Source organism: Patescibacteria group bacterium (assembly GCA_026415775.1).
In the GTDB taxonomy this organism is placed as follows: Bacteria; Patescibacteriota; Minisyncoccia; order UBA6257; family JAAZHW01; genus SKW32.
Window position 1 is genome coordinate 12,498 of record JAOAGL010000002.1, and the last position, 20,708, is coordinate 33,205.

General features: G+C 31.6%; 22 protein-coding genes, 5 tRNA genes and 1 pseudogene. 11 read left to right on the forward strand and 17 right to left on the reverse strand.

Translation table 11 applies throughout. The annotated features are described in order from the left end of the window. Positions 1–78 precede the first annotated feature (78 nt). Together N2692_02680 and N2692_02685 are read left to right on the forward strand one after the other, a co-directional pair. Positions 79–597: pseudogene (locus N2692_02680) on the forward strand (GNAT family N-acetyltransferase). 10 nt (positions 598–607) lie between these two features. Continuing rightward, the gene (locus N2692_02685; GenBank protein ID MCX8016180.1) at positions 608–889 is read left to right on the forward strand and encodes an MGMT family protein; all 282 of its coding nucleotides are present in this window, start codon (positions 608–610) and stop codon (positions 887–889) included. On the opposite strand, the gene N2692_02690 is transcribed toward N2692_02685, so the two are convergent. The 7 genes from N2692_02690 to N2692_02720 all read right to left on the reverse strand — a co-directional run bounded on the left by N2692_02690 (position 876) and on the right by N2692_02720 (position 5,393). Continuing rightward, positions 876–1,952, reverse strand: coding sequence for a CapA family protein (locus tag N2692_02690; protein ID MCX8016181.1), 1,077 nt, complete (start codon positions 1,950–1,952; stop codon positions 876–878). The two genes, N2692_02685 and N2692_02690, sit on opposite strands and share 14 nt — an antisense overlap. A gap of 13 nt (positions 1,953–1,965) precedes the next feature. Further along, positions 1,966–2,037: transfer RNA gene (locus N2692_02695), tRNA-Gly, on the reverse strand. Positions 2,038–2,047: 10 nt separating this feature from the next. Beyond that, positions 2,048–2,119: transfer RNA gene (locus N2692_02700), tRNA-Phe, on the reverse strand. A gap of 57 nt (positions 2,120–2,176) precedes the next feature. Then, a tRNA-Val gene (locus N2692_02705) sits at positions 2,177–2,248 on the reverse strand. Beyond that, positions 2,249–4,282: a phenylalanine--tRNA ligase subunit beta gene (gene pheT / locus N2692_02710; GenBank protein MCX8016182.1), complete on the reverse strand. Its 2,034-nt coding sequence runs from the start codon at positions 4,280–4,282 to the stop codon at positions 2,249–2,251. 1 nt (position 4,283) lies between these two features. Next, positions 4,284–5,309, reverse strand: coding sequence for a phenylalanine--tRNA ligase subunit alpha (gene pheS, locus N2692_02715; GenBank protein ID MCX8016183.1), 1,026 nt, complete (start codon positions 5,307–5,309; stop codon positions 4,284–4,286). A 9-nt stretch (positions 5,310–5,318) separates the two neighbouring features. After that, positions 5,319–5,393, reverse strand: a tRNA-Asp gene (locus tag N2692_02720). Between the two features lie 97 nt (positions 5,394–5,490). Between N2692_02720 and N2692_02725 the strand changes: the two genes are divergently transcribed. Both N2692_02725 and N2692_02730 read left to right on the forward strand, forming a co-directional pair. Next, positions 5,491–5,913: a hypothetical protein gene (locus N2692_02725; protein ID MCX8016184.1), complete on the forward strand. Its 423-nt coding sequence runs from the start codon at positions 5,491–5,493 to the stop codon at positions 5,911–5,913. 157 nt (positions 5,914–6,070) lie between these two features. After that, positions 6,071–6,142 (forward strand) — tRNA-Met (locus tag N2692_02730). A 55-nt stretch (positions 6,143–6,197) separates the two neighbouring features. Here the strand turns inward: N2692_02730 and rpsT are convergent. Beyond that, complete coding sequence (gene rpsT, locus N2692_02735; GenBank protein ID MCX8016185.1) at positions 6,198–6,461, reverse strand: 30S ribosomal protein S20; 264 nt, start codon at positions 6,459–6,461, stop codon at positions 6,198–6,200. Positions 6,462–6,560: 99 nt separating this feature from the next. Between rpsT and ruvA the strand changes: the two genes are divergently transcribed. From ruvA to N2692_02755, 4 genes are read left to right on the forward strand one after another with little or no spacing between them, the layout of a single operon-like run. Continuing rightward, complete coding sequence (ruvA, locus tag N2692_02740) at positions 6,561–7,136, forward strand: Holliday junction branch migration protein RuvA (protein MCX8016186.1); 576 nt, start codon at positions 6,561–6,563, stop codon at positions 7,134–7,136. Continuing rightward, positions 7,136–8,500 (forward strand): UDP-N-acetylmuramoyl-L-alanyl-D-glutamate--2,6-diaminopimelate ligase, encoded by a 1,365-nt coding sequence (locus N2692_02745; protein ID MCX8016187.1) that lies wholly within the window; start codon positions 7,136–7,138, stop codon positions 8,498–8,500. Before ruvA ends, N2692_02745 begins: the two co-directional genes overlap by 1 nt. Further along, a complete protein-coding gene (locus N2692_02750) occupies positions 8,490–8,915 on the forward strand; it encodes an archease (GenBank protein MCX8016188.1) in 426 nt (141 codons plus the stop codon). Before N2692_02745 ends, N2692_02750 begins: the two co-directional genes overlap by 11 nt. A gap of 3 nt (positions 8,916–8,918) precedes the next feature. After that, positions 8,919–9,194, forward strand: a complete 276-nt coding sequence (locus N2692_02755) for a hypothetical protein (GenBank protein ID MCX8016189.1) — start codon at positions 8,919–8,921, stop codon at positions 9,192–9,194. Here N2692_02755 and N2692_02760 read toward each other — a convergent pair whose 3' ends face one another. The 7 genes from N2692_02760 to N2692_02790 all read right to left on the reverse strand — a co-directional run bounded on the left by N2692_02760 (position 9,195) and on the right by N2692_02790 (position 15,624). Then, entirely contained in the window at positions 9,195–11,711 is a 2,517-nt protein-coding gene (locus tag N2692_02760) for a penicillin-binding protein (protein MCX8016190.1), read from the reverse strand. Positions 11,712–11,781: 70 nt separating this feature from the next. Next, positions 11,782–11,979, reverse strand: a complete 198-nt coding sequence (locus tag N2692_02765; GenBank protein MCX8016191.1) for a hypothetical protein — start codon at positions 11,977–11,979, stop codon at positions 11,782–11,784. Between the two features lie 103 nt (positions 11,980–12,082). Then, positions 12,083–12,412 (reverse strand): methionine--tRNA ligase subunit beta, encoded by a 330-nt coding sequence (gene metG, locus N2692_02770; GenBank protein ID MCX8016192.1) that lies wholly within the window; start codon positions 12,410–12,412, stop codon positions 12,083–12,085. Positions 12,413–12,421: 9 nt separating this feature from the next. Continuing rightward, positions 12,422–13,003: an AmmeMemoRadiSam system protein A gene (gene amrA / locus N2692_02775; GenBank protein ID MCX8016193.1), complete on the reverse strand. Its 582-nt coding sequence runs from the start codon at positions 13,001–13,003 to the stop codon at positions 12,422–12,424. Beyond that, positions 13,000–13,797 carry an AmmeMemoRadiSam system protein B gene (gene amrB / locus N2692_02780; protein ID MCX8016194.1) on the reverse strand — a complete coding sequence of 266 codons (798 nt, stop codon included), beginning with the start codon at positions 13,795–13,797 and terminating at the stop codon, positions 13,000–13,002. Before amrB ends, amrA begins: the two co-directional genes overlap by 4 nt. Beyond that, positions 13,781–14,809: an AmmeMemoRadiSam system radical SAM enzyme gene (gene amrS, locus N2692_02785; protein MCX8016195.1), complete on the reverse strand. Its 1,029-nt coding sequence runs from the start codon at positions 14,807–14,809 to the stop codon at positions 13,781–13,783. Before amrS ends, amrB begins: the two co-directional genes overlap by 17 nt. Next, positions 14,809–15,624, reverse strand: a complete 816-nt coding sequence (locus tag N2692_02790; GenBank protein ID MCX8016196.1) for a hypothetical protein — start codon at positions 15,622–15,624, stop codon at positions 14,809–14,811. Before N2692_02790 ends, amrS begins: the two co-directional genes overlap by 1 nt. 69 nt (positions 15,625–15,693) lie before the next feature. On the opposite strand from N2692_02790, the gene N2692_02795 reads away from it, so the two are divergent. From N2692_02795 to N2692_02805, 3 genes are read left to right on the forward strand one after another with little or no spacing between them, the layout of a single operon-like run. After that, positions 15,694–17,415 (forward strand): tetratricopeptide repeat protein, encoded by a 1,722-nt coding sequence (locus N2692_02795; GenBank protein MCX8016197.1) that lies wholly within the window; start codon positions 15,694–15,696, stop codon positions 17,413–17,415. Beyond that, positions 17,412–18,101, forward strand: coding sequence for a glycosyltransferase family 2 protein (locus N2692_02800; GenBank protein ID MCX8016198.1), 690 nt, complete (start codon positions 17,412–17,414; stop codon positions 18,099–18,101). The genes N2692_02795 and N2692_02800 overlap by 4 nt, the downstream gene beginning before the upstream one ends. Positions 18,102–18,119: 18 nt before the next feature. After that, positions 18,120–18,914, forward strand: coding sequence for a patatin-like phospholipase family protein (locus N2692_02805; protein MCX8016199.1), 795 nt, complete (start codon positions 18,120–18,122; stop codon positions 18,912–18,914). 1 nt (position 18,915) lies between these two features. On the opposite strand, the gene dcd is transcribed toward N2692_02805, so the two are convergent. Both dcd and N2692_02815 read right to left on the reverse strand, forming a co-directional pair. Beyond that, complete coding sequence (gene dcd, locus N2692_02810; GenBank protein ID MCX8016200.1) at positions 18,916–19,494, reverse strand: dCTP deaminase; 579 nt, start codon at positions 19,492–19,494, stop codon at positions 18,916–18,918. A 208-nt stretch (positions 19,495–19,702) separates the two neighbouring features. Continuing rightward, positions 19,703–20,524 (reverse strand): hypothetical protein, encoded by an 822-nt coding sequence (locus tag N2692_02815; protein MCX8016201.1) that lies wholly within the window; start codon positions 20,522–20,524, stop codon positions 19,703–19,705. Positions 20,525–20,708: the final 184 nt, after the last annotated feature.

Below are 20,708 nucleotides of genomic sequence, written 5' to 3' on the forward strand. Positions count from 1 at the left end.
TCAACCAAAAAGTCGAACCCCGGTAGTAGAAACAATTTTCACTACGGGGCAGGGAATTAATTGAGAAATAATATGCAAATGCCGGTTATCAAATCAAAGCAATTTATTTTAAGGCCTTTTCGAAAAAAGGACGCTAGGTGTTTAGCAAAGAATATAGATAACAGAAAAATTGCTCGAAATACTTCGGGTATTCCTTATCCTTACAAACTGAAAGATGTGAGAGAATGGTTGACAAAAATTTTAAAAGAAAAAAGAAAGAAAAAGCTCACTAAAGTTAATTTTGCAATAGACATTAATGGAAAAGTAGTAGGGTCAGTAAGTTTAGAAAAGATTGAAGGGCACAAAGCTGAGATAGGTTATTGGTTAGCTGAGAAATATTGGGGTAAGTGAATAATGACAAGAGCCGTTAAATTAGTGACAAGATTAGGATTTGATGAATTAAAATTGAAAAGAATTTATGCTCATGTATTTTCTTATAATAAAGCCTCAATGCGAGTTTTAGAAAAATCAGGATATCAAAAAGAGGGGCTTTTAAGGAAGTATATTAAAAAGGGGAATGCATATAAGGACGCTTATCTTTTTGCAAAGATTAGATAGAAAAAAATAAATGAAGAAGAAATTTAAAGATAGAGTTTATGAGGTTGTTAGGAAAATTCCGCGGGGAAATGTTTTGAGTTATCAAAAGGTGGCTCAAAAAGCGGGCAACCCAAAGGCTTATCGAGCAGTGGGGAACATTCTAAATCAACACAATTTAAAAGGATTGCTGTGCCATAGAGTTGTTAAATCTAATGGTGAAGTGGGTGGTTATCGTTGGGGAAAGAAGCGAAAAACCTTTCTTCTTAAAAAAGAAGGGATAAAAATTGATAATAGGAGATTTATTGTTGAATAAGAACGAATTTATTATCGGGAAAATTTAGTTTGGAAATAATATTTTTAAAATGTTCCGGCTCGTTAAAAGAGTTGATAATTTTTGGCTGGCTATAATTTTCGATTAAAATGGGGTAAATTTGAATTGTTTTAATAGCTGAAGGAGAGAAAATAATTCGGACGGCAATTGCTTCACGGGTTTCGTGAGACCACATTTGATCAAAAACAAAATTACCGAGGCTATAAAAAATATAACCGTTTCTATATTTTTCGATTGGTTGAATAACATGAGGGTGATGACCAATGATTAAATCAGCTCCGGCATCAATGGCTGCATGCGTAAATTTTATTTGATTTTCATTTGGTTGATATTGATATTCATTACCAGCATGAAGAGAAACAATAACATAATTGGCCAATTGTTTTGCCTCTTTTATTTTTTCTTTTAGTTTTTCCAAGTTAAAGCAGGCTGTTCCGTTTTTATTTTCTTGGGCGCAATTATTACTAGGAATAACATCTGTATCGTTTTGGGCCAAAAAGGCAAATTTAATACCGTTTTTTTCAATGATTTTAAAATCATAAGCCTCGCTTTCATTTTTTTCGGCGCCCACATAATAAATGTCAAAAATTTTAAGCAAATCAATGGTTTTTATTAATCCTTCAGCGCCAAAATCTAAAAGATGATTATTTGCCAATGACAAAACAGAAAAATTAAATTTTTTTAAAACCGGTACCATTTTTTCATCGACGCGCAGAATCATCTCGCCGCCTTTAATTTTTCGACCATCAATAATCGGCGCTTCCAAATTTCCGAAGACAAAATCATTTTTTAAAAGCAAATTTTTTATGTTTTGAAAAGGAAGCTCAAGATCGTTGTTTTTTTCTATTTGATAAGCTACGCCTCGCGAAAGCATTATATCGCCAACAAAAAGACCGTTTACTAAAGGAACTGGTTTTATTGAGGAATAGAAATTTGTTGGGCGATAATACAAATTTAAAAAATCACCAATTTCTTTTTGAAAAACAAAAAGGATAGCACTAACGGCTATCAAGAAAAGAATCAGGATATTTTGAAATTTTATCATATCTATTAGAAAGAGCGGGAGACGGGACTTGAACCCGCGACCTTCTCCTTGGCAAGGAGACGTTCTGCCGCTGAACTACTCCCGCAATGGCTTTGTGCCTCGGGAGGGAATCGAACCCCCGACGCAATGCTCTTCAGGCATTCGCTCTACCACTGAGCTACCGAGGCGTCAATTTTATATTTTAATGATTTTAGATATTTTTTCAATGAGCGATGGGTGATAAGTGCGCGCTGAGGGGATCGAACCCCCGACCTTCTCTGTGTAAGAGAGACGCTCTACCACTGAGCTAAGCGCGCTTATCTTATTTCCGCACCTAATTTATTTTTAAGATTCGAAATAATTTTTTCAAGTGCTTTGCCAACTTCTTCGCTTGTTAAAGTATGGTCATCAGCTTGAAAAACCAAATGAAAACTTAAACTTTTTTTATTTTCTGGCAAATTCTCACCTTCGTAAATATCAAATAAATCTACATCAAAAAGTATTTTCGGCTCGCTTTCATAAATAACATTTAAAATTTCCGAAAGGCGAATGTCAAGATCGACAAGAATCGAAATATCTCTAATAACCGCAGGATATTTTGGTAGGGGAGTAAATTCATATTCTTCCTGAGAAAGCTTTAAGAGTTTGGCAATATCTAACTCACAAATAAAAACGTTAAAACCATCAGTGTATTTATGGGATAAAGCAGGAATAATTTGGCCTATGTATCCTAAATCAAGATTATCGCTTTTAATAATTGCGGAACGATTTTTAATAAACCAATTTATATTCGCATCTTCAAAAGAAACATCGTGGCAATTCAGCGCCTCAATCAAACTCTCAATAACTCCTTTTAATTCAAAGAAAACGGTATCATCTTTTTTGTTTTTGGTAGCAAGGGCAATTGCTAAACGCCATTCTTCAAAAGGTTTAACAGGCGCCTTCTGAAATGTTTTTCCAATGGTAAATATCTTAATCTTTTCATAAAATTTTAAATTTAACTCAGCGATTTTTAAGAGGTTAATAATTAAAGTGGGTTGCAAATGGGTATATTCATTGCTGATAGGATTTTCTAAAGCGATTACATTTTTTTCGTTTAGATTAAAAGCTTTGATATCATTTAAAGAAATAAAAGCATATGAATATACTTCATCAACTCCATAATTTGTTAAAATGTCTTTGATTTTGTTGCGGAAAACAATTTCCTCGCTGAGATTAATGGGTTTAATAGGGGCCACAGGAGCAAGGGCGGGCGTTTTATTGTAATCATATAATCTTAAAATCTCTTCGGCTAAATCCTCAAATCTTTCGATATCAATACGATGCGGTGGAATTTCAACAAATAAATCAGATGATGATTTTTTGATTATTTTGAAACCGAGACTTTCAAATTTTTTCTCAATAAATTTTTTATCAATTGTAAAACCAATAAAATGATAAAACTTTTCAAAATTAAACCCCAAAACTTTTTTAGTAAATTTTTGCGGGAAAACATCTATTATTCCTTTCAAAATTCTTCCTCCAGCTAATTGTTGAATGAGAGATGCAACATAATCTAATGCCTCAGTTGTTAAAAGTGGAGAAATAGTTCTTTCAAATCGCAAAGAAGCATCAGTTGTTATTCCAACCTTTCGAGAAGCTTTGCGAATAAGCGAAGGATTAAAGTTGGCGCTTTCCAGCACAATGCGTTTTGTGTGAGCATCAATTTCGGCTATTTTACCGCCTTTTATTCCCGCAATTGCTAAAGGATTTTTTAAGTCGGCGATTAATAAAATATCTTTATCTAAAGAAATTTTTCTATCATCTAGAGTTTCAATTTTTTCATTATTTTTGGCTCGCCGAACGATAATGGTTTTAATATTTTTGCCAGTCAGTTTATCATAATCAAATGCGTGCAATGGTTGCCCCGTTAAAAGCATTACATAATTTGTTGCATCTACTACATTATTAATAGATTGTAAGCCGCAAGTTTCCAATTTTTGTTTAAGCCATTTTGGCGATTCTTTTACCTGAACATCAAAAATAACTCGAGCGCTATAACGATAGCAGTCATTTTTATCAACAATTTTAACATTTACAAAATTTGAAGCTTTTTGTTTGCCTTCTTTTAAATTTAAAGAAGGGAGTTTGAAAGGAATATCTAAAATAGCAGATATTTCTTTGGCCAAACCCAAATGTCCGCTGGCATCAGAGAAACGATTTGGCGGCAAATTAATTTCTAAAATAAAATCACCAGCCCTTTTTTCTATTTTTTCTACTTCAAAACTTTTTAATGTTAATTGCGATGCTAATTTTTGAGCAGGTGGAAGATGAGGCACGTATTCTTTTAGCCAATTATAAGAGAATTTCATATTAAAATTGACGAATAAATCTTAAATCGCCCGAATTAAAAAGGCGAATATCAGGAATATTGTATTTTATCATAGCGATACGCTCAAGTCCCATTCCAAAAGCAAAACCCTGCCATTCTTTAGGATTATACCCAACATATTCAAAAACTTTTGGATGGACCATTCCAGCGCCGGCAATTTCAATCCAGCCAGTGTTTTTGCAGAGGGGGCACCCTTTTTGGTTACAGCGCGGACAAGAAATATTGATTTGGACACCAGGTTCAACAAATGGAAAATACGACGGCACAAATTGAACATTTATTTTTTTGGAAAATAATTTTTGAAAGAAGGCGAGAACGATAAATTTAAAATTGGCGAAGTTGATATTTTTATCAACCACCAAACATTCTAATTGATGAAATTGAATATCGTGAGAAGCATCAATGGCTTCATAACGATAAACTGTTCCTGGTGAAACAATTCGGAATGGAGGCTCATGTTTTTCCATATAATGAATTTGAACAGGGGAGGTGTGGGTTCTTAAAAGAAGTTTTTGATTTTTGGCTTTTGGAGAGCCATCATTTTTAATCCAAAAAGTATCCCACATGTCCCTTGCGGGGTGATCGGGTGGAATATTTAAGGCATCAAAATTATAATATTCTGTTTCAATTTCGCTACTTTCAATTATTTCAAAGCCCAATTGACCAAATATTTCATAAATTTGTTTTTCTAAAACAGTTAGAGGATGTAAATGACCGCGTTGAATTTTCTTTCCTGGCAGGGTCAAATCTATCGGTTTAAATTCGGCATTAATAACTAGAAATTCCTTCTTTTCTTTGAGGGCATTTTCAACTTTTTCCCTCAATTCATTAGCGATTGGCCCAATTCTTTTCCTTTCTTCAAGAGATAAATTTTTAAGTGATTTTAGAATATTTGTAAGATGACCTTTTCGGCCGAGGTATTTAATCCTTATCTCTTCTAATTTTTTTATATCTTTGGCGTGACCAATTTCTTCAAAAACTTGTTGTTTAATTTCTTCAATAGTCATATTTTTGGGCGGGCCGGACGGGACTTGAACCCGCGACCTTCTGCGTGACAGGCAGACGCTCTATCCGGGCTGAGCTACCGGCCCTTTGATTTGTTTATAAAATAATTCTATTGAATTTTATCAAAAAATGCAAGTAAATTCGCCTTCAAAAAAAGATTTTTTAATGATAAAATGATATTATATGAATAAAATTTTAAATACTTCTACTTTTTGGCGTTATTTAGTTTATTTTTGGAATATTGTTTTTTATATTATTGTCATTGCCGATATTTTGTATTCAAATAAATATCAAAAAGCCTTGGAAATTGCTGGCGTTATTTTTATGGCAATGCTTTCGATATACGCGGGCACTAAAGAGTTTGAAAGGTGGTTTTCTGTTTATAAAGCAAGGCATCCTGGCGAGGTTTTTGTAGTCAGCTGGACAATTCTAATTGTTTTATTGATTATACTCCCTTATATTTTAGACAATAACTATAAACTACCCGATATCATCGTTTATTGTTATATTAGTGTTTTAACAATTTTTGCTTTAACGCGGCGGTCAAGGTCATTATATCAGAAAAAAATTTATAATCACCGAGAGAACAACACCCCGCTTCATTAATTTTTTATTAATTTATCTACTCTTGAAAGATATAATAAAAAAATTATAATGTTGGATAGCGGGATGGAGAAGTAGTATCTCGCGAGGCCCATAACCTCGAGACCCGGGTGCAAATCCCGGTCCCGCAACAGCGCAGCTCTTTAATTAAATATTTTCCGCCGATGTAGCTCAATGGTTAGAGCGGAGGATTCATAACCCTCAGACGGTGGTTCGATTCCACCCATCGGCACATAAAAAAATCGCCTATTAGGCGATTTTTTTATTTTCAACAGAAACAACAATTTTTAATTGTTAATTTTTAATTTTTTCGCTAGGCGAGATTTTAAGCGTGAGGCTGTATTTTTCTTTATCAAATTTGTCTTAGCAGCTTTGTCTAATTTTTTGTAAACAATAGCCAGCTGTTTTTTAGCCTCATCAAATTTTTTGGCCTCAATTAATCTTTTGTATTTTTTTATTTCTGCTTTAAGAAATTCTTTTTTTTGCTTGTTGATAATATATTGTTTTCGAGATTTTCTTAAAGCTTTTATGGCTGATTTAGTTCTAGGCATATTTTTATTAATTGCTTAATTTATCTTAATTTTAAAAAAAGAAAAAAGAAAGTCAAATGCTATTTTACATGGCCATTTTTTGGTTTATAATAAAAATGTATGATTTATTTTATTGAAGGTGAAATAGTTTTTGTTTCTTCGCGCTTTGTTGTGATAAAAAGCGGGGGAATGGCTTTTAAGGTTTTTGTTCATCCTGAAACAATTATTAATTTAAGTGATCAGCAGAAAAATATAAGACTTTATGTTTATTTGAATGTGAAGGAGGATGCATTGGAATTGTATGGATTTTTAACGCAGGAAGAATTAGAATTTTTCGAATTATTAAATTCAGTGGCTGGTGTTGGTCCAAAATCAGCTTTGGCTTTAATTGGAATAGGTTCAATTCAGAATTTAAAAGCGGCTATTTTAAGTAATAAAATAGAATTTTTAACTAAAGCGCCTGGCATTGGTCGTAAAACCGCCGAGCGAATTATTCTGGAATTAAAATCTAAACTTTCAAAAGAAGAAGGAATTGTTGAAACTTTAGAGTCTGATTTAGAATTAGAAAATGCGTTGGTTGACCTTGGTTATCATAAAGAACAAATTAGAAAAGCATTAAAAGAAATTACTGATAAAAATGCGCCATTTAGTGAACGATTAAAACAAGCACTAAAAATATTAGCTAATAAAAAATAATGATAAAAAAAATAAAGAAAATTTTGAAAAAGCTTTTGCCAACGTGGTTAATTAACTGGTATCATTATTTTTTGGTTTTTTTAGCAGCCCTTTATTATCATTTTCCTTCTCGCAAACTAATTGTTATTGGAATAACTGGAACAAAAGGGAAAACAACTGTTGCCGAATTGGTTAATGCCTTTTTGGAGGCAGCTGGTAAAAAAACTGCGATGATTAATTCGTTGCGTTTTAAGATTGATAAGCAAAGTTGGGCTAATGATTTAAAGATGACCATGCCAGGTCGTTTTATTATCCAGCGCTTTTTATCGCAAGCATTAAAAAGTGGCTGCTATTATGTTATTTTAGAGGTGACTTCAGAGGGATTAAAGCAATTTCGTCATAAATTTATTAATTTTGATGTAGCAGTTTTTCTAAATCTTCAACCAGAACATTTGGAAGCGCATAATAATTCAATGGATGATTATTGCGCTGCCAAAGAAAAACTATTTGCTGCTTTAAAACAACCATGTAAAAATATTCCTATTAATCATCGAATAGGAAAGGTTGATTGTCATATTAAAAAGAAGATGATTGTTAATATTGATGATGAATACAACGAACGATTTTTAAAATATTGGGCTCATGAAAAAATTGGCTTTGCCATAGAAAAAGATAAAAAAGAAAATATTAATTTATTAATAAAGCCAACCTTTTATCAATTAAACGCTGATGGTATAGATTTTGTGTTAAATGACGAGAAAATTCATTCTCCTCTTAAAGGAAAATTTAATTTATACAATTTATTAGCTGCGATAGCAACTGCTTTAAGTTTAGAGGTGCCTTTAAAATTAATTAGTAATGCCATTTTAAATTTTCAAGGGGTGCCTGGTCGTTTTGAAGAGATTAATGAAGGACAGAATTTTAAGATTATCATTGATTTTGCACATACACCCGATTCATTAAAAGCGGTTTATGAAACATTAAAGACGCAATTTTTAACAAAACCAGAAAATAAAATGATTTGTGTTTTAAGTGCTACTGGTGGAGGGCGTGATAAGTGGAAAAGACCAATAATGGGCGAAGTTGCTGCTCAATATTGCGATGAAATTATTATTACCGATGAAGATCCTTATGATGAAGACCCAAAAAAAATTATGTTAGCCATTGCCGAAGGAGTTAAAAAGAAAAATAAGAATTTTCAAATTATTGAAGATAGACGCCAAGCAATTAGTCAGGCATTGAAATTATGTAAGAAAGATGATTGTTTAATAATAACTGGGAAGGGAGCAGAGCAGGTAATGATGGTGAAAGATGAAAAAAAGATTCCGTGGGATGATCGTCGGGCAACAAGAGAGGAATTACAAAAGATAAAAAATGAGTCCTAAGAAAGCGCAAAAACAATTTAAAATTTTGCCTCATACAGCAGATGCGCGGTTATTAATTTTCGGCAATTCTTATGCCGAGATTTTTCAAAATGCTTTATTAGGTATGAAAGCTATACTTCAACCAGAAGAAGACGGGGAAGAGACTGGTTGGCGTAAAATTAAAATTGAATCAATGGACCCAACTGCTTTATTAGTAGATTTTTTATCAGAAGTTTTATATTTAATACAAACAAATCACGAAATTTATGATGAATTGAAAATTTTTGAATTAACCCAATGCAGTTTGGAGGCAGCGCTAAAGGGTAAAAAATTTAAAAACATTAAAGAAGAGATTAAAGCTGTAACCTATCATGAAGCTTATGTTCAGCAAAAAACTGATAATAAATGGGAAGCAATGGTCATTTTTGATTTATAAATTATGGATGAAATTAAGAAATTAATAAATAAAAAATTGAATCGTTTAGGCATTAGAAAAAGAATTAATGAAATTGCTGTTTGTAAAAATGTGGAGGATTTCTTAAAAAATTATTTAAAAAATGTTCACCCCCAAGAAATTAATTTATTTAATAGAATTTTAATGATTAAAGTAGCCAATGCTTTAGAGGCTAATGAGTTAAAATTTTTTGAAGAGGAATTAAAATTTTTTTTAGCGCAAAAAGGATACCAAATCAATAAAATCAAAATAATTTTTTAATTAAAATCCTCCTGTTTTGAACACAATTATATCTTTTTGTTCGCAATAATTATAAACATCACAAGCGATAACTTTAATTTGATTTTGTTCTTCTATGGCTGTAGGGAAATATTGAAATTGATAGGTACCGCTAATGTTGGAATTTTCGTCTTTGATTAACTGATCATTGAAATAAATTTTTAAACTATTAATGGGATTTGTTGAAGTAATTTCCAAAGCGATATTTATTGCGCCAAAACCTATAAAATCACCTGTTTTAGGTTGGAGAAAATCTATTTTTATTTTTTGTTGTGATGGTGTTGAATTTTCAATGGTTGCATATTGATAGGGGATTAAAGCATTATATTGTTGAGGGTTTGGCAAATTAGCAAAAATCCATTGACTAATAGGCCATTCCCAATTTTGAGCTTGAGGATCGTCAAAATTAAGAGGGGATGGACCTGTAATATCATTTTTGTTTATCCAAAAGAGAATATTATGAATTTGGGGATAAGAGACGTCGCCGATTTTAAAGTTAATAATGTATTGCCCTTTAAGTATTGGTTTATCAGCAATTACTGGCTCGGGTTTAGGAAAAGACTCTGGTTGATATTTTTTTAATGCTTCAATCATGAAATTATGCCAAATTGGTACAGCAGCTAGAATACTACCGCCACCTTTTTGCATGGGTGTAAAATCATTGTTGCCAGCCCAAACAACAGTGACTAGAAATGGCGTATAACCAACAGTCCAAGCATCTCGATAATCTTGGGTGGTACCTGTTTTGGCAGCAATTTCATAACCAGGAATCTCTAATAAATTACCAGGGGCAAATAAGCCAATCCGCGCTTGTTTATCAGACAAAATATCATTTACCATTCTAATATATTGCGATTCAAAAACTTGTTTATTCTCGTCTTTGTATTCTTCCAAAACATTGCCTTTAGAATCTTCCACTTTTAGAATTGCCGTTTGTTTATGTTGAATGCCGTCCTGAGCAAAAACAGAATAAGCTTGTGCCATATCAATCGGTTTTACTTCGCCTCCGCCTAAAACTAATGATAATCCGTAGCGCTGGATATCATTTAAAGTTGTAATTCCTAATTGGTGGGCAGTGTTAATAGTATCCTTAATACCAGCTAAATAGAGAACTTTGACGGCTGGTACGTTGATAGATTGGGCTAGAGCATGTCTTAAATCAACTGGTCCTCTAAATGTTAAATCAAAATTGTTAGGGTGATAGCAATCTAAACCATAACGATCTTTTTCTTGATCAGCGGTGGGGGCGCAGTTAGGATTAAATTCGGTCTTTAAATCAAAGACAATTGTTTCGGAGGTTAACCCCTTTTTAAAAGCTGTTAAATAGGCAAAGGGCTTAAAAGCAGAACCAGGTTGTCTTTGGGCGGTGATTACATTGTAGTTGCCGTCAACACTTTCATCAAAATAATCTCTTGACCCGACCATAGCAAGAATTTGGCCTGTTTTTGGGTCTTGTGTGACTAAAGCAGCATTTTTTCCTTTGTATAACTGTTCATTTCTCTTTGCGCCTTCGTATACAGCTTTTTCAGCGATTTGTTGCAAGTCCCAATCTAAAGTGGTAATAACTTTTAATCCGCCATTTTCTACCATATCATTGCCATATTTATCTTCTAAATATTCTTTCACAAACATTACAAAATGCGGAGCCGAAATTTTTTCTAATCGATAAGCAAATTTAATTTTTTCATCAATAGCTTTTTTATACTCATCTTCAGAAACAAATCCGAGTTCTACCATTTTTTTAAGAATCAATTTTTGGCGGTTAAATAAAGCCTGTTGGTTATTTCCATAGGGAGAATAATAAGAAGGGGCTTTGGGTAGAGCGGCTAAAATAGCAGATTCAGCCAATGTTAAATCTTTGGCGTTTTTATTAAAAAATGTTTGGGCAGCCGCTTCAATGCCGTAGGCATTGGAACCATAGGGGATTTGATTAAGATAAATTTCCAAAATCTGATCTTTCGTGTAATATCTTTCTAATTTTATTGCTAAAAAAATTTCTTTTATTTTCCGTTGAATAGTTTTTTCTGGCGAAAGGTATGTGTTTTTAACTACTTGTTGGGTAATTGTTGATCCTCCTTGGGCAAAACGTCCTTCTTTTAAATTGACAATAATAGCTCTAATTAAAGCTTTCCAATTAAAAGCGGGATGTTGATAAAATTCTGCATCTTCAATGGCAATGGTAGCTTTTTTAATATAATCAGGAATTTCGGATAGGGGAACAAAAGTTCGTTTTTCTTCGCCATGAACTTCATAAAGTAAAAATTGGCCGGTGCGGTCATAGATTTTTGTTGATTGATTTAAAATTCTCTGGCCAAAGTTAGTTGGGTCTGGCAAGGTAAAATATAAATATGCCGTATAACCAACACCAGCCAGACCAATGCCGAAAATGACACATATTATGATTAAAAAAACCAATTTTTTAATTTTTGGTTTTGAACGGTATTTTTTATTTTGCAATATCTGTTTGCTAAGACGCCTTACCATTGATTTAAAAATCATTATATCATTAAATTATAAAAAAGCCAGCCTTTTTAAAGACTGGCTTTTTTTATTTTTATTTTTCCAATTATTAAAAATCCTCTTCAGATTCTTCTACCTCTTCTTCATCTAATAATTCTTCATCACCAAACAAGTCCTCTTCTAATTCATCCGATTCGAAATCTTCTAAATCCTCATTTTCTTCCAAGTCTTTTTCCACTTCTTCATCTTCCAATTCTTCTTCATCAGCAAAATTAATCACTTGTAAATCCTTGAGAGCTAATTCCATTTTAAAAATTTATAAAAGCGACCTTTTTACCTTTAGAATAAATATTATCGAAAGAAATTTTATTTCAAAATTATATTTTTATTTATTTTGATAGTCAAGGGTTTTAACTTATTTTGTCTCCAACGCCCATTTTTTTGTCTGGCACTAATAATGCAATTCCACCATTTTCATTAACGGCTGCTAACAACATCCCTTGACTCTCAATACCTTTAAAGGTTTTGGGTTCGAGATTGGCAAGGACAATAATTTGTTTTCCAATCAGCTCTTCTGGTTGATATTGAGAACCAATTCCGGAAACAATAATTCTTTGTTCGTTGCCAATATCTATCTTTAATTTTAGCAACTTATCCGTTCCTACTACTTTTTCTGCCTCAAGAATTTGGGCAACGCGAATGTCTAATTTTTTAAAATATTCTAAATTAATTAATTCCATAAATGATTTTTATTCTTTAAAACTTTCGACTTGATATATTTTAATGTCTATTTTTTCTTTTTTCCAGACATCAGAAGGCAAGCCGGCTTTTAAGGCAAGAGAAGAAAGAAATTCTTCTTTATCAGGAATTTCTTCCCAGACTTGGGGAAGATAAGTGGCTTGATAAAAGTCTTTTTGGAGAATTACTCCATCAATATGTGGTCGAATTAAATTTAAAAGATCCGAAGGGTTTTTGTATTGTAATTCTTGTGGCGGGGTTAAAATTGAAACTTCTATTTTAATTTTTTCCAATTCTTTTTGGTTAACAGGGAAAAATCGAAAATCAAAAAAAGCAGCATTTACAGAATTTTCAATAATATCTTGGAATAAAGGTTGAATGGCTTCCAAATGACCAATGCAACCTCTTAAATGGCCGTTTTCAGTTAAAGTGACGAAAGTAGCACGTTTTTCTTTTAGATTAGGCGATAAATTTTTTATTTCTTCAGTAGACAATTGAAGCAAATCATTATTTTTGAGAAAATATTTTATACTCTCTCTTGCTAATGAAAGTAAATATCTTTTTTCTTTTTCTTTTAAAAAAGGAGATGTCATTTTTCAGTAAAAATATAAGCACCATAGCCAACGACGTTACTATTATCTTTTGTTTCTTCAAAAGATGTTTGATAAGAAACAAGATGAGGTCGCCATTTTTTTTCTTGAGAAATAAAGGCTAAAGTTAGAATTCCTGCTTGACCGCAAGCTTCAATATTTTTTATTTTTTGAATATCCGAATTTAAAATTGCCTGATGTGTTTCATTATCAATCCTTTCTGCTATTTCCAGTGGATAATAATGACTTAAATCGCTGCTGACAATAATTATAGTTTGTGAATCCAGTATTGGCAATAAAAATTGAGCTAGTTTTTCGGCTTTATTAATTTCATTAATAAGAACAGGCAATATTTTAAAAGAAGGAAGAATTTTTTGAAGAAATGGCAGTTGAACTTCTAATGAATGTTCATATTCAAAAGCCAAATTGTTAATAGTACAATTTTTTGGCGGAGGAAGCAGTTCAACCTTACCCATAGGAGTTAACCAGTATTTTAAATTTGTAAAGACAAATGTATCAATAGGAATTTGATGAGAGGGGCCAATAAGAATTATTTTTTCTGGTTTGTTATTCATTGTTGAGAGATGGTGATAAGCAATTGCGGCGGTTGGGCCTGAATAGATATAACCAGCATGAGGAACAATTAATGCTTTCAGACTTTCTGGATTAATATTTTTTTCCAGCGTTGCCTTATTCAAAAACTTTTCAACCATTTTTTGTAATTGAAAAGAATCTTCGGGATAAAATAATCCTGCTGCAGCGGGTTGGCGGATATCCGAATTATTTCCAAATCCCATGAATTTTATTATTGCATTTTAAGCATTGACCATCTTTAAATTCAGGGGTTGTTTTTGTTTCATAACCAAAACGTTCGATTAAAAGAGTGTTACAATTTGGACAGTATGTATTTTCAAATTTTTCTCCAACGACATTTCCCAAATAAATAAAATTTAGTTCTTTACTTTTGCCGATTTCATAAGCGGTTTGAAGGGTTTTAATGTTGGTTGGCGGGTAATTGTTCATTTGATAAGCTGGAAAAAATCGTGAAAGATGCCAAGGAATATTAACATCGATTTTCGATATAAAATCAGCTATTTGTTCTAATTCTTTTTCTGAATCATTTTCGTTGGGAATAACAAGTGTGGTGAGCTCTACCCAAATTTTTAATTGATGGAATTTTTTTATGTTTTCAAGGACGATTTCGAGTTTTGCCCCGCAAATTTTCTGATAGAATCTTTCATTAAAAGATTTTAAATCAATATTTATAGCATCAAGATAGGGAGCTATAGCTTGTATTGTTTCCTTTGATTGATAACCATTTGAAACAAAAACATTTTTAAGATTATATTTTTTTGCCAATATCATTGTATCATAGCAATATTCAATAAAAACAGTTGGTTCATTATAAGTGTAGCCAATTGAGGGGATGTTGTTTTTTAAACAATATTCTACAATTTTTTCTGGCGGCCATTCTTTTTTAACTTCATTGATTATAGCTTGAAAATCTTTATTAAATTTTGGGAATTGACTAATGTCCCAGTTTTGGCAGAAAGCACAACGAAAATTACAACCAAAAGTTCCAAAAGAAAAAATTTGACTGCTAGGTAAAAAATGAAAAAGCGGCTTTTTTTCAATTGGGTCTAAATTTATTGCCACTGGCTTCCCATAAGTTAATAATTCAAGAAAGCCATTGTTATTTAATCGAATTCCGCAAATGCCTGTTGAATTGGATTTGATTTTGCAATAATGCGAACAAGCCAAACACTGGATATTGTTTTTTGGAGAAATTTTTTTGAAAAAATTCGCCATTATTTTTTGTTTTGTTGTAAATTGTAACGATTAATAATCTCTGTTAAAATTTTTTGAAAATCTGAAATACGTTTTGAAACTTCTGAATTTTTGGGACAGACATTATTTAATAAGTCGGCTTGGTATTTTAAAGATTGGATGAAGTAAGTCAAAATTCCTTGATCAAATTGAAAATTATTACTACCGAATTGTTTTATACAATCTTTTACGCTTTTTTCATTAAGACCCAGAAAAAAGAGGGGAATATTTTTGATTGGCGTCAGGTCAATTTTTTTATTTTCCGGATTAAATTGAAAACCATAATCAATTTTTACACCACCCATTCTATTAACATCTAATACTTTTTGTCTTTTTTCTTCATATCTTTTGCTGTGGATGTCGCATACTTCATCGAGGGCGCAGACAATATTACCGCTTTTTTTGTCCAAGATAATATTATCAATGCCATTAAAAACATCATCAAAAAATGTTGTGCGACAAATAATGAAGTCTTCTGACAAGTGTTTTTGTAAAAAAGCCGTTTTTAATTTTTCGAATTGTTCTCCTAGAGATTTATTTCGATTTTCATAATCAAACCTTTCTTTGAATCTATCCTCACGGATTTTATCTTGAAAAATTTTTTCTTTTGGATAATTAGTATACCTTTCTATTTGTAATCTACACTCATCGTCCACTGGTATCCCCAACTGATTTAATCGAGCAGCGCCGTCTTTTAATGCCTTATCAATGTTTTCTAAGCCCTTTAATTCTAATGAATTTTTTAATTTTTCTGTGGGGTTTGTTTTTGATTTTAAAAAATCATTTTTGTTATTCATACCTTCTTATTATATAGCATATTTAAAAAAATTAAAACTTTGTTAATATAAAGAAAAGAACTGTATTTTATGACAGAAGTTATTCAGAAATTTTTTCACAAATCATCAATTAAAATCAGCCTGTTTATTTTAATAGGATTTCTACTTTATTTAAATACTTTAAATAATCCTTTGTTTTGGGATGATTATGATGGAATTTTGCATAATCTTTATATCCAGAATTGGGCTTATTGGCCTAAATTTTTTACGGAAAATTTAGTGGCGGGTGCGGGGTTTTTAAGTGATTATTGGCGGCCAATGATACTGATTGTTTTTTCAAGTGTTTGGCATTTATGGCACGATAATCCTGTGGGATATCATCTCGTCAATATTTTTTTACACATTTCTAATGCCATTTTATTATTTTTCATTTTGAAAAAAATTCTTAAAAAGGATAATTTAGCCTTTCTAATTGCTCTGATTTTTCTTATCCATCCTGTTCAAACAGAAGCCATTGCCTATGTCTCGGGGATAGGCGATCCTTTGTCTGTATTATTTATTTTTCTTTCCACCACTTTCTTTATTAAATTTTTAGAAAAATTAAAAGCTAAATTTTTGATTATTTCCACGATATTTTTTGTTTTCGCTTTAATGAGTAAAGAAACCGCCATTATCACACCATTTATTTTGTTTTTAATTGGTTTGTTTTATTTTGATAAGCAGCCGTTTAAGAAAAAAATACAAAAAATTCTGATTTATTTAATGCCATTAATTATTATCGCGGTGATTTATTTTGGTTTGCGTCTCACCGCTCTTAATTTTAAGAACACCCTCAATTTATACAACGAAGAAAATTTGTTTACTAAACGATTAGACATCCGAATTCTAACCTTTTTTAAAACACTGCCATTTTATTTCAATTTTATGTTTTTGCCTTTGGATCTTCATATGGAAAGACAAATCGAAATTCCTAAAAGCATTTTTGACCCACTGGTTTTGTTGGGAATTTTTATTATCAGCATTCTCGTTTTTTTATTAGTGGAGTATTTTGATAAAGATTATGTTTTTTCTTTTGGAATTATATGGTTTTTTGTAACTATGTTTCCAGTTAGCAATATTTTAATTCCGGTTAGCGGACTACTTTATGAGCATTGGTTATATTTGCCTTTGATAGGCATATTCTTAAGCTTATTTTGGATATTTACAAAATTATTAGAAGAACACAAATTGGAAAAAATCGGATTTGTTATTCTAATCGTTTTTTTAATTTTTCTTGGTTTGCGAACAGTGATACGTAATTTTGATTGGCGCGACCCCGTTGCTTTTTATCAACAGATTATTCAACATAATCCAAAAAGCTATCGCATTTGGAATAATTTGGGAATTGAGGCGGAAAAACAGGGGAAAATTGAGTTGGCTAAAAAAGCTTATGAGCAAGCAACTGTTCTTGATTCGAACAATCCAGTTGCCTTTCATAATTTGGGCGTTGTTTTTTTAAGAGAAAATAATTTAGAAAAAGCCGAATTTTACTTTAAGACCGCTATTGAAAAAGATGAAAAATTCTTTTATTCGTACTTACTTTTATCGAAACTATATTGGGATAACAAACAACTAGATAAAGCTAAAGATATTTTAAAAAAATATCTATCCATAGCTGAACGAGCTGATGTTTATTTTGTTTTATCTCAACTATATAAAGAAGAAAATAATATAGAAGAAAGCATTAAATATCTTTCTGAAGCTTTAAGATTAGATCCCAAAAATGCTTTATATCGTCAAGAAATGGAATTATTAAAAAAGGCAAAAATATGAAATTAAGCATTATAATCCCAGTTTTTAACGAGGAAAAAACAATAAGTGAAATCTTGAAACGCGTTGAAGCTGTTAATTTAGATAATTGGGAAAAAGAAATTATTGTAGTTAATGATGGATCAACTGATAATACAGGAAAGATTATAGAGGAATGTTTCAAAACGATGCCGTTTGTTTATATTCAACACCAGAAGAATCAAGGTAAGGGTACAACTATAAAAACTGGGTTAGAAAAAGCAACAGGTGATTTTGTTTTAATTCAAGATGCTGATTTGGAGTATGATCCAAATGATTATCAAAAACTTTTAAAATTAGTTGAGGAAGGTTCGGTAGTAGTTTATGGTTCACGCAATCTTGATAAAAATACTCAACGGGGCTATTTTTTCTATTTTTTGGGCGGGAAATTAATTACAACCTTTTGTAATTTATTATTTGGTAGTAAATTAACCGATATTAATACTGGCTATAAACTTTTTAAAACCGAAATAATCAAAAATTTAAATCTTCAAAGTAAAGGTTTTGAATTTTGTGAAGAGGTAACAGCAAAAATTTTAAAAAGAAAAATTCCAATTAAAGAAATAGCCATCAGTTATTATCCTCGAACGTTTAAAGAGGGAAAGAAAATCAAGTTTAAAGATGGTTTAATAGCAATTTTAACCCTTTTTAAATATCGTTTTTTAAAATAATTTTGTATAATTGAAATTATGGAGAAGAAAAGAAAAAAAATAGGATTGGCATTAGGAAGTGGAGCATTAAAAGGACTTGCTCATATTGGGGTTATTAAAGTTTTAGAAGAAAATAATATTCCAATTGATTTTATTGCTGGTACAAGCATTGGAGCATTGGTTGGTGCAATTTATGCTTATTTTGGTAATAGTCGAATTTTAGAAAATATTGTTGCTGAGGCCGATTTAAAAAGTAGTTTAGGACTTTTAGATCCGACTTTAAAAAAGGGATTTTTGCGGGGAGAAAAAATAATGCATTTTTTTAAAAAACATGTAAAAGCAAGAGATTTTAAGGAATTAAAAAAACCACTTGTTATTTTGGCTACTGATTTAAGAAATGGAGAGGCAGAAGTGATTAAAAGTGGTGATTTAGTTTCAGCAGTAAGAGCGAGTATTTCTGTTCCAATTATTTTTCAGCCAGTAAAGAGAGAAGGTAAAATGTTAATTGATGGGGGGATGACCATGCCTGTTCCAGTTAAACCTTTGAAACAAATAGGAGCTGATATAGTAATTGCTGTTAATTTATATAATTACGCTAAACGTCAACAAAAAAGATTTAGAAAAATCAATTTATCTTTTGTTGGAAATAAAGCAGCAGAAATTATGTTGTATCAATTAGCCAAGCGAGATGTGGAGGAGGCTGATGTTGTAATCGAGCCAGATGTTGAAGGTTTCAGTTTAATTGAAGCAATAAAAAAAAGAGAAAAAATAATGAAATTAGGAGAAGAGGCGGCACTAGCAAAAATAAGAGAAATTAAGAAATTGCTTAATTAATTTATTTAATTGTTGGATCAAAAAGATTTTTTGTTTTAGCAACAGTTGGATCTTTTTGTTTAGAATAAAGAGATTTTTTTCTTTTGTTATAAGGCACTTCAGCGGGTGAGGAAAGATATTCAACGGCAATTTGGCAAATATACATACCGGGGTATAACGCTACTGGTAATTCTGATTGGTTGGAAATTTCTAAAGTAAGAGTCCCTTCAAATCCCGGATCAACAAATCCAGCCGTGTGGACTAAAATTCCCATTCTGGCTAAAGTACTTTTTCCTTCAACACGCAAGACAATATCATCAGGAACTTTAACATATTCCAAAGTTGCTGCTAAAACAAAAGAATTGGGATGAAGAATATAACTTTCATCTTTTTTTAGGCGTCTGGTAATAATGAAATTGCTATTCGGCAAGCCTTGTTTAATATCCAAAAGATGGTGTTTGGCAACATTAAAAAATTTAAAAACCGGTCCCAATTTTAAATCAATCGAAGCCGGTCCAATTTGATCTTTTGTAAGCGTTGGTTTAAAGATTAATTTTTTATTTTGAATCAATTTTTTAATATCTCGGTCAGAGAGGATCATGTCAGTTATATTTTATCAAAAATTTAAAATTAAAAAACTACCAATAAAGGTAGTTTTTTAATTGGGTGTCTATGCCAGAGTATTTTAAATACGTTTCACCATTTTCTTATCACCATTTTCTTAGTAAAAAATAATTCTTCACTTTGCGGTTGGTTTGCAAGTAAAATTATCTTACCTTTTTGATTATTTTTCTTTGATAGCAAATTATTTACTTGATGAATTGGAAGGTAGAAAGAATTTGATCAAATTTATCGTATACAGAAGCATGATCAATTAATGAAATTATTAAATTGTTATTAGGTACAAAGGCAGCATATGTGATGGGATGTACAGGGCCTGTCATACATTTATATCCCTTCACTGCGTAATGATTATTAACAGTGATTACTGAACGTTTTTCGCAGTTTTCTTCATAATATCCAGCATTGTTCCACCAAAAACTTTTAAAAAGCGCTTCGAGAATCTTTGAATGAGGAACTCCTAAATTGATTAATTCAGTGGCAACATCGGAAATTTTTTTAGGTAATGGCGCTGTATAATAAGAAGAAAAAATAGAGTTACAATCAGCTTGTGATACATAAATAGTGAGGGCGGGAATTCGAGGCGGATCGTTTGCGTCCCAAAATAAAGGGCGTAATGATGGATCAATAAAAGTTATTTCATGAATATTAACACAAGCGTGAACTTTTTGGAAAGATGGATCAATTGCAAGTTCTTTGTCAGAAATAATTTTAAAAGAAGGTGGATATTTCAGTTGAAAACCATATTGTTCATTTCGGTAGGTTTTCCAATTAACGGTTTCGTCCTCTGCTCCCTTATTGGTTACTTCTTTTATTTCAGGACATGATGCAAATTCACAGTTAGGGCCGGTACGAGAAACGTATGAGCCATCAGGGCAAAGTTTAGTATCTTGAGGACAAACTAAAGATTTTTCTTTTTGGTTTTGCCAGGCCAAAATACCAGCAACGATAATAGAAATACCGACAACAGTTAAAATTATCGCCGTTGAAACAATTCCTTTTTGATTCATAAAAACTTAAATTTTACTCATCCCTTTTTATTTTTAATTTTACTATTCTTTAAGTTTTAAGTCAATAATTTTATTGCAAACGAAGTATTATTGATTTTTACACGTTTGCTGTCTGTCCTGAACAAAATTCGAACTTTTTTCAAAGACAATCCCGACGCTGATTTCTAAAAAATTACGCTCGGGC